This window comes from Spinactinospora alkalitolerans, from assembly GCF_013408795.1.
Classification (GTDB): Bacteria; Actinomycetota; Actinomycetes; order Streptosporangiales; family Streptosporangiaceae; genus Spinactinospora; species Spinactinospora alkalitolerans.
Window position 1 is genome coordinate 4,744,446 of sequence record NZ_JACCCC010000001.1, and the last position, 12,786, is coordinate 4,757,231.

General features: G+C 71.8%; 11 protein-coding genes. 6 read left to right on the top strand and 5 right to left on the bottom strand.

Annotated elements, in window-relative coordinates; genetic code table 11:
* Nucleotides 1–52: 52 nt before the first annotated feature.
* The 4 genes from HDA32_RS21050 to dapA all read right to left on the bottom strand — a co-directional run bounded on the left by HDA32_RS21050 (nt 53) and on the right by dapA (nt 6,813).
* Nucleotides 53–1,015: a helix-turn-helix domain-containing protein gene (locus HDA32_RS21050; RefSeq protein WP_179644851.1), complete on the bottom strand. Its 963-nt coding sequence runs from the start codon at nt 1,013–1,015 to the stop codon at nt 53–55.
* Between the two features lie 480 nt (nt 1,016–1,495).
* Nucleotides 1,496–4,006, bottom strand: a complete 2,511-nt coding sequence (locus tag HDA32_RS21055; protein ID WP_179644852.1) for a DNA translocase FtsK — start codon at nt 4,004–4,006, stop codon at nt 1,496–1,498.
* A gap of 147 nt (nt 4,007–4,153) precedes the next feature.
* Entirely contained in the window at nt 4,154–5,839 is a 1,686-nt protein-coding gene (locus HDA32_RS21060; protein ID WP_179644853.1) for a ribonuclease J, read from the bottom strand.
* Nucleotides 5,836–6,813, bottom strand: coding sequence for a 4-hydroxy-tetrahydrodipicolinate synthase (gene dapA / locus HDA32_RS21065; protein WP_179644854.1), 978 nt, complete (start codon nt 6,811–6,813; stop codon nt 5,836–5,838). The genes HDA32_RS21060 and dapA overlap by 4 nt, the downstream gene beginning before the upstream one ends.
* A 244-nt stretch (nt 6,814–7,057) precedes the next feature.
* Here dapA and HDA32_RS21070 point away from each other — a divergent pair, with 244 nt between their 5' ends.
* A complete protein-coding gene (locus HDA32_RS21070; RefSeq protein WP_179644855.1) occupies nt 7,058–8,401 on the top strand; it encodes a short-chain fatty acid transporter in 1,344 nt (447 codons plus the stop codon).
* A 78-nt stretch (nt 8,402–8,479) separates the two neighbouring features.
* On the opposite strand, the gene HDA32_RS21075 is transcribed toward HDA32_RS21070, so the two are convergent.
* A complete protein-coding gene (locus tag HDA32_RS21075) occupies nt 8,480–8,857 on the bottom strand; it encodes a phage holin family protein (RefSeq protein WP_179644856.1) in 378 nt (125 codons plus the stop codon).
* 207 nt (nt 8,858–9,064) lie between these two features.
* Between HDA32_RS21075 and HDA32_RS21080 the strand changes: the two genes are divergently transcribed.
* The 5 genes from HDA32_RS21080 to HDA32_RS21100 all read left to right on the top strand — a co-directional run bounded on the left by HDA32_RS21080 (nt 9,065) and on the right by HDA32_RS21100 (nt 12,779).
* On the top strand, nt 9,065–9,607 hold the full coding sequence (locus tag HDA32_RS21080) for a GNAT family N-acetyltransferase (protein ID WP_179644857.1): 543 nt from the start codon (nt 9,065–9,067) through the stop codon (nt 9,605–9,607).
* Nucleotides 9,608–9,699: 92 nt separating this feature from the next.
* A complete protein-coding gene (locus HDA32_RS21085) occupies nt 9,700–10,569 on the top strand; it encodes a 1,4-dihydroxy-2-naphthoate polyprenyltransferase (protein ID WP_179644858.1) in 870 nt (289 codons plus the stop codon).
* A 127-nt stretch (nt 10,570–10,696) separates the two neighbouring features.
* Nucleotides 10,697–11,290 (top strand): hypothetical protein, encoded by a 594-nt coding sequence (locus HDA32_RS21090; RefSeq protein ID WP_179644859.1) that lies wholly within the window; start codon nt 10,697–10,699, stop codon nt 11,288–11,290.
* Nucleotides 11,274–11,921 carry an OmpA family protein gene (locus HDA32_RS21095; protein ID WP_179644860.1) on the top strand — a complete coding sequence of 216 codons (648 nt, stop codon included), beginning with the start codon at nt 11,274–11,276 and terminating at the stop codon, nt 11,919–11,921. Before HDA32_RS21090 ends, HDA32_RS21095 begins: the two co-directional genes overlap by 17 nt.
* 87 nt (nt 11,922–12,008) lie before the next feature.
* Nucleotides 12,009–12,779, top strand: a complete 771-nt coding sequence (locus tag HDA32_RS21100; protein WP_179644861.1) for an IclR family transcriptional regulator — start codon at nt 12,009–12,011, stop codon at nt 12,777–12,779.
* Nucleotides 12,780–12,786: the final 7 nt, after the last annotated feature.

A 12,786-nucleotide genomic window follows, 5' to 3' on the forward strand; every position in this document is an offset into this window, starting at 1 on the left:
TGAGCGCGGCGGGACGCCGCTTCCTCAAGGGTAGGTCGTCCCGGGGAGCCCTTCAGACCCCGGGGCTCCCGCTCTGCGCCGTCGGCGCCTCCTGCGGCACCCCCTGCGGCACCCCCTGCGGCGGCGCGGGCGGCTCCTCAGGCCGGGCCGGCGCCGGAGCCGGCGCTCCCTCAGGCGCCGCGGGAGCCTCCTGCGGCGGGGGTGCGGCCTCCTGCCGCAGCACGCCGGACGGCTCCTGCCGCAGCCCCTCCGGACCGAAGGTGAGCTGGACCACCTCGCCGACGCCGCCGGGGGCGCCCATGTCGCGCCCGTTGGCCTCCAGCCGGACTCCACCGGCGTTGCCGATGTGCAGGCGGAGCTCCTCGGGATCGGTCCACTCCCGGCTCTTCCCGGCCTCCAGCACGCCGGTGAACACGTCCTCGCCGGTCCCGTTGTAGACGCTGAGCCAGGTCGGCTCCTGGGCGGCGATCCGCAGCCGGACCGCCTCCTGCGAACTCGGGGAGGGCTCCGGCCGCGCCGACGCCCTGGGTTCGGGGCCGGACTTGCCGTCCGAAGGCTGCCGCTCGGTCGAGGACTCCCCTCCGGCCTGCGCCGCGGCCTGGGCCGATGGGCGGTCGTCCGCGCCGTCCCCGCCCGGCCACGCGTGCGCGACGCCGATGAGCGCCACGCCCGCCACGGCCGCCGCGACGACGATGGGCCACTTGCGCTGGACGGGTTCGGCGAGCGTGTCCGGGGCGTGCGCCGTGAAGAACTCGTCGGCGGTCATCGGCGCGGGCGCCTGCTCGGCGTACTCCTGGTCGAACTGCTGGATCAGAGGTTCCGGATCGAGTTCCAGCGCCCGGGCTATTCCGCGGATGTGGCCGCGGACGTAGAAGTCCCCGCCGCACGCGGCGAAGTCATCGCGTTCCAGGGCCTGGATGACGTGCTCGGTTATGCAGGTACGTTCGCTGAGTCCGGCCACCGAGTACCCGGCTCGTCTACGGACACCGGTAAGGGTCTGACCGATCGTCGCCATGATCGCCCCCATCCCCGTTTCCGGGTGCGCACACCCCTTGAGCTGTTGGCGCCGGGCCCGTCTTCTCGCGGGAGGATCTCACGCGCAACAGAGGCTCCCCCTGAAGACGCCCCACGCGGAACGCTATTGACTACCTACCCACTGTTACCCCGGGGCGGCCCCGATCCGATGCAGGCACGCCCCCACGGATGGTCAAAAAACGGTCAGCGCGCCACGGACCACCGCATTCAGCGCGGAGTAGGGCAACGGCAAGAGGCCGCGGCGAGAGTGCGGCCCTGCATGCTCACCTTGCGATACAGGCCTGGTGGGCCGCACCTCGCCGCCGAAGCCGTGGGGAGACCGACCGGTCGGCGGAGTCGGCGATGCGCTTCGGCCGGGAGGCGCGGGCCGGGCCGGCGATGAGGACACCCGATCCGCGAAACGGGGCCCGCGCTCTCCCCGCGGCCTCCGCGGTCCCGCCCTGATGATCGGCCCCTGCGGCTACTCGACCTTCAACTGCGCCAGCACCTCGGCCAGATCATCGGGCTTCACCAGCACGTCGCGGGCCTTGGACCCCTCGCTGGGGCCGACGATGTCGCGGCTCTCCATCAGGTCCATCAGGCGCCCGGCCTTGGCGAAGCCGACCCGCAGCTTGCGCTGCAGCATCGAGGTCGACCCGAACTGCGTGGTGACCACCAGCTCGATCGCCTGCAGCAGCAGGTCGAGGTCGTCGCCGACCTCCTCGTCGATCTCCTTCTTCTTGGCCTCGGCCGTTCCGACGTCCTCGCGGTAACTGGGCTCGGCCTGCTTCTTGCAGTGCTCGACGACCGTCCGGATCTCCTTCTCGGTGACCCAGGCGTTCTGCAGGCGGATCGGCTTGCTCGCGCCCATCGGCAGGAACAGCGCGTCGCCCTTGCCGACCAGCTTCTCGGCGCCGGGCTGGTCGAGGATGACCCGGCTGTCGGAGAGGCTGGAGGTGGCGAACGCCAGCCGCGACGGGACGTTGGCCTTGATCAGGCCGGTGACGACGTCGACGCTGGGGCGCTGGGTGGCCAGCACCAGGTGGATGCCTGCCGCGCGGGCCAACTGGGTGATCCGCACGATGGCGTCCTCGACGTCGCGCGGGGCGACCATCATCAGGTCCGCCAGCTCGTCGACGATGACGAGCAGGTAGGGGTAGGGCTCGTACTCGCGTTCGCTGCCGGGCGGGGCCTTGAGCTCGCCGGCGCGCACCGCGGCGTTGAAGTCGTCGACGTGCCGGTACCCGGAGGCGGCGAGGTCGTCGTAGCGCCGGTCCATCTCCCCGACGACCCACTGCAGCGCGTCGGCCGCCTTCTTCGGGCTGGTGATGATCGGGGTGATGAGGTGCGGGATCCCCTCGTACATCGTGAGCTCGACCCGCTTGGGGTCGACCAGGATGAGCCGCACCTCGTCGGGCGTGGCGCGCATCATGATCGAGGTGATGAGCCCGTTGATGCAGGTGGACTTGCCGGCACCGGTGGCGCCGGCGACCAGGACGTGCGGCATCTTGGCGAGGTTGGCCACCACGTTGGCGCCCTCGACGTCCTTGCCCAGGCCCACGAGCATCGGGTGGTCGTCGGAGGTGGCCGCGGTCGAGCGCATGATGTCGCCGAGGCTGACGATGTCCTTGTCGGTGTTGGGGATCTCCACCCCGATCGCGGACTTGCCCGGGATCGGGGAGAGGATCCGCACGTCCGCGCTCTTCACGGAGAGCGAGATGTTCTTCGTCAGCGCCGTGACCTTCTCGACCTTCACCGCCGGGCCGAGCTCGATCTCGTAGCGGGTGACCGTGGGACCGCGGGTGAAGCCGGTGACCTCGGCGTCGATGTTGAACTGGTCCATGACGCCGGTGAGCGCCTCGACGACGACGTCGTTGGCCTTGGTGCGCGGCTTGGGCGGGGTGCCCGGCTTGAGCAGCCGGGGCGCCGGCAGGTCGTAGTCGCCGTCGACCACGCGCGAGGGGATGGAGAGCTGCTCCACGGTGGCCGGAGCGGGCGTGGGGTCGGGCGCAGGGGCGGGTTTGACCTTTTCCTCGGTCGTGGCGACGACGGGGGTGTCGTAGGGGCGCTCGTTGGCGCCGGCGACGCTGCGCGCGTCGCCCTCGGCGTCGGCCGCGGCCTTCTTGGGCCGCGGTTTGCGCTTCTTCTTCGGCTCCTCCTCGTCCGGCCCGTCCTGACCGGGGAGGATGCCGACACCGCTGCCGGGACCCTCCTCCCGCGCCATGAGGCCGCCGAAGAGCCGGTTCAGCCGGTCGGGGATGCGGTGGACCGGGGTGGCCGTGACCACCAGCAGGCCGAACGCCATCAGCATGAACAGCAGCACGCCGGTCACCCACGGCGTGATGAGCTCGGTGAGCGGGCCCGACGCGGCGAAGCCGATCAGTCCGCCGGCCCGCCGCATCGCGGTCTGGCCGTCCGAGGGCCACGGCACCCCGTGACCGATGTGGATCAGGCCCAGCAGGCCCACCAGCAGCGCTGCGGAGCCGATCAGCAGCCGACCGACGTCGGTGTGGTCGCTGCCCGGGGTGCGCATGAGCCGCCAGGCGAACGGCAGGAACAGCAGCGGCAGCACCGGCGAGAAGGTGCCGAACGCGCCGAGCACCACCATCCGGGTGGCCTCGGGCAGCGGGCCGTCGGTGTCCCACCACACCGCGGCGGCGATCAGCAGCCCCAGGGCGAGCAGCACCAGGCCCAGGCCGTCGCGGCGCAGGTCGGGGTCGAGATCGCGGGCGCTGCGCCCGATGGCCCGCGCGATGCCGCCCACGGTGTGCGCGAGCAGCTTCCAGACCAGCAGCAGCCCCCGGCCGAACCAGACGACCAGCACTGCGATGGGCCCCTCCGGAGCGTTCTTGGTGCTCTTCGGGGGGCTCTTCCTGGTGCGCGGCGACGAGGAGCTCGCCGGACGGCGGGCCGGGGCCTTCTTGCCCGATCCGCCGCTCCGAGATGCTCCACCGCCGGAGCGCTGGGGGGATTTCGGCGCGCGGGTGGCCATGATGGGCAGCCTACTAAGGAACCCCGGCCGTTTTCCGCCCGCGCGGCGGGCGTGTCGGGCGCGCGTCCGGAGATCCCCCGTGCTCCGACGGAGCACGGGGGTCCGGCCGGCGGCTCACCGGAACGCGGGCGGAGGCGGCGGCGCGGGTCAGACCTCCACCACGACCGGCACGATCATCGGGCGGCGGCGGTAGGCCTCGTTGACCCATCGGCCGACGCCCCTGCGGACCAGCTGGCGCAGCTGCCCCGGGTCGGTGATGCCGTCGGCCGCCGCGCGCTCCAGGGAGTCCTGGATCTTCGGGATGACCTCGTCGTAGGCCTCGACGTCGATCCCGGAGCCCCGGGTGTGGATCTGCGGCTCGCCGACGAGTTTGCCCGAGGTGGAGTCGACCGCGATGACAACGGAGATGAAGCCCTCGTCGCCGAGGATGCGGCGGTCCTTCAGCGCCGACTCGGTCACGTCGCCGACCGAGGCGCCGTCCACGTAGACGTAGCCGGCCTGCACCGCGCCCACGATGCGCGCCCTGCCCTTGACGAGGTCCACGACGACGCCGTCCTCGGCGATCACCGCGCGGTCCTCCGGCAGGCCGGCGAGCGCCGCCACCCGGGCGTGGGCACGCAGGTGCCGCCACTCGCCGTGCACCGGCATGAAGTTGCGCGGCCGCACCATGTTGTGCACGTACAGCAGTTCGCCGGCCGGAGCGTGCCCGGAGACGTGCACCAGCGCGTTGCCCTTGTGCACGACCTTGGCGCCCCAACGGGTCAGGCCGTTGATGACCCGGTTGACCGAGTTCTCGTTGCCCGGAATCAGCGAGGAGGCCAGGACGATGGTGTCGCCCTGCTCGATGCGGATCTGGTGGTCGCGGTTGGCCATGCGGCTCAGCGCCGACATGGGCTCGCCCTGCGAACCGGTGCAGACGAGCATCACCTCGTCCTCGGGGAGGTCGCCGATCTCCTTGACGTCGACCAGCAGGCCGCCCGGGACCTTGAGGTAGCCCAGGTCGCGTGCGATGTTCATGTTGCGCACCATGGAGCGGCCGACGAAGGCGACCTTGCGGCCGTGCTCGTGCGCGGCGTCCAGGACCTGCTGGACGCGGTGCACGTGCGAGGCGAAGCAGGCCACGATGACCCGCTTGTCGGCCTTGCGGAAGACGTCGTCGATGACGCCGGCGATGTCGCGCTCGCTGGTGACGAACCCGGGGACCTCGGCGTTGGTGGAGTCGCCCAGCAGCAGGTCGACGCCCTCGCTCCCCAGCCGCGCGAACCCGGCGAGGTCGGTGAGGCGGCCGTCCAGCGGCAACTGGTCCATCTTGAAGTCGCCGGTGTGCAGCAGCGTGCCGGCGGGCGTGCGGATGCCGATCGCGAGGGCGTCGGGGATGGAGTGGTTGACCGAGAAGAACTCCAGGTCGAAGTCGCCGAAGGCGCGCCGCTCCCCCTCTTCGACCTGCACCAGCTCCGGCTTGATCCGGTGCTCGCCGAGCTTGGCCGACAGCAGCGCCAGCGTCAGCCTCGATCCGACCAGCGGGATGTCGGGGCGCTCCCGCAGCAGGAACGGGACCGCGCCGATGTGGTCCTCGTGGCCGTGCGTGAGGACCAGCGCCTCGACGTCGTCGAGCCGGTCCCTGATGTAGTCGAAGTCCGGCAGGATCAGGTCCACGCCGGGCTGCTCCTCCTCGGGGAACAGCACGCCGCAGTCCACGATCAGCAGCCTGCCGGCGTACTCGAACACCGTCATGTTGCGGCCGATCTCGCCCAGCCCGCCGAGGGCGACGACCCTCAGCGCGCCCTTGGCGAGCGGCGGCGGGGGGCCGAGCTCTGGGTGCGGGTGACTCATGCGGATCCTTCCGTCAGCCGTTCCACTCCCACGGCGCTGGCCGGAACGGCCTGATGCGGCGCGAGCCCTATGGGTCCCTTGACACCGGCCGCGGCCAGGTCCTCGCGCAGCAGGGCCTGGAGCTCGGCCGAGGCATCGGCCAGCGGGGTCCGCACCGAACCGCCGGGCAGCCCGAACATGTTCAGCACGGCCTTGGTCGTGATGACGCCCTGGGTTCGGAAGATGCCGGTGTAGACGGGGGTGAGCCGACGGTGGATGGCCAGTGCGCGGCCGACGTCGCCGGAGTGGTAGGCGTCGATCATGTCGTGCAGGTCGGCGCCGACGATGTGGCCGACGACGCTGACGAATCCGGCCGCGCCGATGGACAGCAGCGGCAGGTTGAGCATGTCGGAGCCGCAGTAGTAGGCCAGGCCGGTGCGCTCCATCACCCACGAGCTGGCGCCGATGTCGTCCTTGGCGTCCTTGTTGGCGAGGATGCGCGGGTGCTCGGCCAGCCGGACCAGCGTCTCCGAGGCGATCGGCACGCCGGTGCGGCCGGGGATGTCGTAGAGCATGACCGGCAGCTCGGTGGCGTCGGCGATCGCCGTGAAGTGGCGCAGCAGCCCCTCCTGAGGCGGCTTGTTGTAGTAGGGCGTCACCGTGAGCAGGCCGTGCGCGCCGGCGCGTTCGGCGGCCTCGGCGAGCTCGGTGCTGTGCCGGGTGTCGTTGGTGCCCACCCCGGCGACGATGGTGGCGCGGTCGCCGACGGCCTCGATCACGGCGCGCAGCAGGCGGTCTTTCTCCTGGTCGCTCGTTGTGGGCGACTCTCCGGTGGTCCCGCTGATGATGAGGCCGTCATTGCGCTGCTCGTCGACCAGATACGTGGCGAGCCGAGCGGCGCCGTCGTAGTCGACGTCGCCGTTCTCGTGCATGGGTGTGACCATTGCGGTCAACATCTGGCCGAAGGGCGCGTTCGGCGTAGTGCTGCCTACCATGGGGAAAACGCTACCGCTAGCGGAGCCCGGTCGGCGCCAAGCGCCCCGGTCGGGACCGATTTTCCCGGGGCCGGCCGCTCCTTGAGGCGGCCCGCGGTGACGCTCGGCGCCAGGGAGGTCACGTAACGCGTCGGCAACGGAGCCCGGGTTGACCTTGACGCGTGTGTGACACACATAACAAAGTGCCCGCACCAGCGCGGAAGCCGCCTTCCCGGCGGCCGGGTAGCGAAAGCGGGGGAGTCGGATGCGTCGAGTCGGCAACGCGCTCGCGGCGTTCAGCACGCGGTGGATCCCTGATGCGTTCGTCTTCGCCATCGCGCTGTCGGTGCTGGTCTACCTGCTGGCGCTGGGCCTCACCGACCACGGTCCCCTGCAACTGGTCGACGACTGGTACGCGGGGTTCTGGGGGCTGCTGGAGTTCGCCATGCAGATGTCGCTGGTGCTCGTCACCGGCTACGCGCTGGCGTCCTCTCCCCCGGCGCGGCGCGGCATCACCTGGGTCGCCTCGCTGCCGCGCGGTCCCCGCTCGGCCTGCGCCCTGACGGCCCTGCTCGCCGCGCTGCTCGGAATGGTGCACTGGGGACTCGGCCTGATCGCCGGGGCCCTGCTCGCCGTCGAGGTCGCCAAGTCGTGCCGCGCCCGCGGGATCACGGTGCACTTCCCGCTGCTGGCCGCCGCCGGCTACACCGGGCTGATGGTCTGGCACAGCGGCCTTTCGGGATCCTCTCCCCTGCTGGTCAACACGCCGGGGCACTTCCTGGAGGACCGGATCGGCACCATCCCGCTCAGCGAGACCGTCTTCCAGCCGTTCAACCTGGTGTTCCTGGCCGCGATGCTGATCGGGGCGCCACTGCTGGTGCTGAGCATGCACCCCCGGCCGGAGGAGGCCGCGGAGATCGACGCCGACGCCGCCGAGGAGGACTCCGACCCCGTGTCCGGCGAGCGGCCCGCGCCCGCGCGCCCACCGGCCGAACGGCTCATGCACAGCCGGATACCGGTCCTGATCGTGGTGCTGGCCGGCCTGGTCTACCTGGTGCCCGAGCTGATCCGCGGCGGCATCGTCGGCATGGACCTCAACCTGCTCAACTTCACCTTCCTCGTGGTCGGCCTCGGGCTGCACGGCACGCTCGCCGGCTACGCCTCGGCGGCCGCTGAGGGGGCGAGAAGCGCCGCATCGGTGATCGTGCAGTTCCCCTTCTACGCCGGGATCATGGGGATGATGGAGCACTCCGGCCTGCTGGGGATCATCGCGGAGTGGTTCGTCTCCTTCTCCACCCCGTTCAGCTACCCGTTCTGGGCGCTGATCAGCGCCTGCGTGGTGAACCTCGCGGTGCCCTCCGGCGGCGGGCAGTGGGCGGTCCAGGGGCCGATCGTCATGGACGCCACCGCGGCGCTCGGCCTGGACCCCGGAGTGGGCGTGATGGCGGTGGCAATGGGCGACCAGCTCACCAACGGCATCCAGCCCTTCTGGGCGTTGCCGCTGCTGGCGCTGACCCGGCTGCGCGCCGGGCAGGTCCTCGGCTACAGCTCGGTGGTGATGCTCTTCGGCATCGCCGCGGCCGGACTGAGCATCACGTTCCTGCGCTGAGCCCCCGGTCGGCGAGGACGGCCCGCGCACAGGGGCGCGGGCCGCCGGATCGGACTCGGCCGCCGCGCGGCGCCGGGATCAGTCGTCGTCGCCTCCCACGAACAGGCTGAGCAGCCAGCTCACGACGGCGACGATGATCGCGCCCCAGAACGCCGGCCAGAAGCCGTCGATGCTGAACGGCAGGTCGAACAGGCCGGCCAGCCATCCGGTGAGGAGGAGCAGCAGTGCGTTGACGACCAGGGCGATCAGCCCGAGCGTGAGGATGTAGAAGGCGCATCCCACGGTCTTGACGATCGGCTTGATGACGGCGTTGACCACGCCGAAGATCGCACCGACCACCAGATAGACCAGGATCTGCTCGGGCACGGAGTCGGTGCCGACGTCGATTCCGTCGACCAGCAGCACCGCCGCCCACAGGGCGACCGCGTTGACGATGATTCGAATGATGACGCTCACGTACCCGATGCTCCCACGCTGGCCGAGACAGGTGAACTCCTCAACGCCGGGGATGGGGGAAAAGTCGGGGCTCTCCCCGACCCGCTCAGGAGCTCCGGCTCCGGGCGCCGCGGCGGCGGAGCGGGACCGGGGTTTTGAAACCGCGCCGGAGGCTGCGACGATTCCCCGGGGGCCGGAACCGGCTGACGAGTGAATGAGGGCGTTCCCGTGTCGACACAGCGATTTGTTCGTTCAGCCCGGAATGCGGACATCGACACCATCGTGCGCATCCAAGTGGCCGCCTGGCAGGAGATGTACGGCTCCGTGCTGCCCGGACCGGTGCTGGCCGAGCTGACCGGTGACGAGGCCGGCGAGCGGTTCCGCGAGCAGTGGCTGGCCTCGGTGGAGCGGCCGCCCACCTCGCGGCACCGGCTGCTGGTCGCGACCGACGAGCGCGCGGTGGTGGGGTTCGCGGCGATCGGCCCGGCCGAGGACGCCGACCGCTGGCCCGGCACCGACGCCGAGGTCTACGCGCTGCACGTCCACCCCGACCACCCGCGCCGCGGCCACGGCAGCCGACTGCTCAACGCCGCGGTGGACCACCTGCTCGACGACGGGTTCCACGCGGTTTACGTGTGGGTGCTGGAGACCGGCAACCCGCTGCGCGACTTCCTGGAGGCCGCCGGGTGGCGACCCGACGGGGCCCGGCGCGAACTGGACATGGGCGCGCGCGTCGCGATGGTCCGGCTGCACGCCGCCATCAGCCGGTGACCGCGCCGGTCCTCCCCCGGCGATACCGTTGAGCGGACCCAGCAGGAACCGCTCGGGCGCCTCGGCGCAGGGCTCTCAGAAAGGACCGACGCGTGGCCACGGTCAGCGAGTGGGTCGCGGGGGCCCGCCCGCGCACATTGCCGAACTCGATCGTCCCCGTCGCGGTCGGGACCGGCGTCGCCATCGGGATCGGCTCAGCCGTGTGGTGGAAGGCCGCGCTGGCGATGCTGGTGGCGCTGGCGCTCCAGGTGGGCGTGAACTACGCCAACGACTACAGCGACGGCGTCCGCGGCACCGACGAGGGCCGGGTGGGCCCGATCCGGCTGACCGCGACCCGGCTGGCCGCCCCCGGGCGGGTGTTCGCCGCGGCCTGGGCGTGCTTCGCCGCCGCCGCGGTCGTCGGGCTGGTCCTGGTGGCCACGTCCTCGTGGTGGCTGCTGCCGGTGGGCGCCGCGGCGATCGTGGCCGCCTGGTTCTACACCGGCGGGCGGACCCCCTACGGCTACCGCGCCCTGGGCGAGGTCTCGGTCTTCGTGTTCTTCGGCGTCGTCGCGGTCGTCGGCACGGTCTTCGTGCAGGCCGGCTCGGTCCCCTGGGAGGGCTGGACGGCCGCGGTCCCCGTCGGGCTGCTGTCCTGCTCGGTGCTGGTGGTCAACAACCTGCGCGACATCCCCACCGACACCGAGAGCGGCAAGCGGACGCTGGCCGTGCTGCTCGGCGACGCCGGGACCCGCCGGCTCTACCTGGGCTGCCTGGCGGGCGCGTTCGTGACCGCGCTGGTCACGGCCGCCGCGAGCTGGTGGGCGGCGCTCGTCCTGCTCGCCGTCCCGCTGGCGGTGCGCCCCTGCTCCCGCGTGCTGCGCGGCGAGAAGGGCCGTGACCTTGTCGTGGCCCTGGGCGAGACCGGCAGGCTGCAGCTCGCCTTCGGCGCGCTCTACACGGTGGGCCTGGCGCTGGGTTGACCGGCGCCCGGGGGTTGGACCACGGCGGGCCCCTTCTCGGTTCCCGTTCCGGCCGGACCGGTTCCGGCCGGGGATCGGGCGTCCCCGGCCGTATCGCGTCCGCTCACGTCCCGCTACTCTCGGTTCCATGACGCCCCTGGACTTCCTGAAACGACGCGGGACCGCGGCGATCGCCCTGGCCTCCTGCACGCTGCTGCTGGCGGGGTGCGGGCTGTTCGGCGGCGACCCCGAAGAAGAGGGCGCAGAGGACTCCGGATCCGGCGGCGAGCCGGTCAACGCCGGGGCCGTGGACCCCGGGGAGGCCGAGCCGCGCGAGACCCTCGCGAGCCAGGACTTCCGGGACGACGGCAGCGACCTGCACATCGCCGTGCACGAGCTGGCCCGCCGGGGCGAGACCGTCGAGCTGACGTTCTCGGTGACCAACACCGGCGACACGGAGTGGGATCACGGCGGATTCTTCAGCGGCGGCAACGTCCTCAGCGACGACAAGAACACGGTCGCCTCGGTCGAGCTCATCGACGCCCGGACCGGCCGCCTCCACCTGGTCGCGCGCGACGCCGACGGCGCCTGCGTGTGCTCCACGCCCGGCTACGGATTCACCCTCGGCGGCGGGGACTCCCTCCTGCTGAGCGCGACCTACGGCGCTCCGCCCGAGGAGATCGAGACCATGGGCGTGCGCATTCCCGGTGCCGGGACGTTCAACGATGTCCCGCTCAGCTGAGCGCCGCGGGCCCGCACCGCGCACGGCCGCCGCGGCCCTGCTGACCGGCGCCCTGCTGCTGGCGGGCGCGACGCCGGCCACGGCCGGCGGCGGCGAACCCGAGCAGCCGGAGCAGACCGTCGTCCCGGTGGAGGCGGGCCCGGTGGAGCGGGCCCCCATCCACACCATCGACACCAGGACCGAAGAGTTCTCGACGCCGGTCGGCGACCTCACCTACGCCACCGAAAGCGAGGACGGCTCCCTCACCGACGCCGAGGACTCCGAGGAGCGCACCGTCACCCTCGCCGCCGACGTCCTGTTCGAGTTCGACGAGGCCGAGCTCAGCGGCGACGCCAGGGGCACCCTGGAGGAGGCCGCCGAGATCCTGCGCGCCGAGGCCAAGGGCAAGACCGTCAACATCGACGGCTACACCGACGCCAAGGGTGACGAGGACTACAACCTGGAGCTCTCGCGACAGCGCGCCGAAGCCGTCGAGGAGGAGCTGACCGGGCTCGTCGGCGACCTGGACGTCACCTTCGAGGTGGCCGGCCACGGCTCCGCCGACCCGGTGGAACCCAACGAGGTCGACGGCGAGGACAACCCAGAGGGCCGGGAGAAGAACCGGCGCGTGGAGATACGCTTCCCCAGGTGAGGGCCGGGGCATGAGCCGAATGTACGGCACGTCACACTCGAGCGTAAGATCACCGTGTGACATTGTCGTACGACAGATAGGTTGCGCATGCCTGGCAGGATCCAGTCGATCGAACGCGCCGCCGCCATCCTGCGGGTCCTGGCCGGCGGCACCCGCGGGCTGAGCCTGGCGGAGATCTCCCGGTCACTGGAGTTGCCCAAGGGGACCACGCTGGGGATCCTGCGGACGCTCCAGCACGTCGGGTTCGTCGAGCAGGACGACGAGACCGGCCATTACCAACTGGGCGGCGGCGTGCTGCGCCTGGGCAGCCGCTACCTCGACGGCAACGAACTGCGCACCCGCGCCCTGAACTGGGCCGACGCCCTGGCGGGGCGCAGCAGGGAGAGCGTGCGCATCGGGACGCTGCACGAGCAGCAGGTCCTGGTCGTGCACCACGTCTTCCGCCCCGATGACAGCCGGCAGATCCTCGAGGTCGGCTCGCTGCTGCCGCTGCACGCCACCGCCCTGGGCAAGGCCCTGCTCGCCTTCGATCCGCACGCCCTGCCCGAGTACGTGCGCGACCAGAGCGAGCTGCCCGGTTTCACCAAGCGCACCCTGACCGAGGTGGCCGATCTGGAGGCCGACCTCTCGCGGGCCCGGATCGGCGGGTGGGCCGCGGAGATCGAGGAACTGGTCGAGGGCGAGGTCTCGATCGCCGCGCCGATCCGGGACCGCCGCGGCACGGCCGTCGGCTCCATCGGGATCCGGGGCGCGATCGAGCGGCTCTGCGACGGCCGGAAACCGCACATGGAGCAGGTCTCCTACGTACGCGACGCCGCCCGCGCCATCTCCAGGGAACTCGGCGCCGGCCCCTGGTGAGGGCCCG

Bases quoted from the DNA above. Each gene is read 5' to 3' on its own strand.
- HDA32_RS21050 (WP_179644851.1), bottom strand. From the start codon at position 1,015: ATGGCGACGATCGGTCAGACCCTTACCGGTGTCCGTAGACGAGCCGGG.
- HDA32_RS21055 (WP_179644852.1), bottom strand. From the start codon at position 4,006: ATGGCCACCCGCGCGCCGAAATCCCCCCAGCGCTCCGGCGGTGGAGCA.
- HDA32_RS21060 (WP_179644853.1), bottom strand. From the start codon at position 5,839: ATGAGTCACCCGCACCCAGAGCTCGGCCCCCCGCCGCCGCTCGCCAAG.
- dapA (WP_179644854.1), bottom strand. From the start codon at position 6,813: ATGGTAGGCAGCACTACGCCGAACGCGCCCTTCGGCCAGATGTTGACC.
- HDA32_RS21070 (WP_179644855.1), top strand. From the start codon at position 7,058: ATGCGTCGAGTCGGCAACGCGCTCGCGGCGTTCAGCACGCGGTGGATC.
- HDA32_RS21090 (WP_179644859.1), top strand. From the start codon at position 10,697: ATGACGCCCCTGGACTTCCTGAAACGACGCGGGACCGCGGCGATCGCC.
- HDA32_RS21095 (WP_179644860.1), top strand. From the start codon at position 11,274: ATGTCCCGCTCAGCTGAGCGCCGCGGGCCCGCACCGCGCACGGCCGCC.
- HDA32_RS21100 (WP_179644861.1), top strand. From the start codon at position 12,009: ATGCCTGGCAGGATCCAGTCGATCGAACGCGCCGCCGCCATCCTGCGG.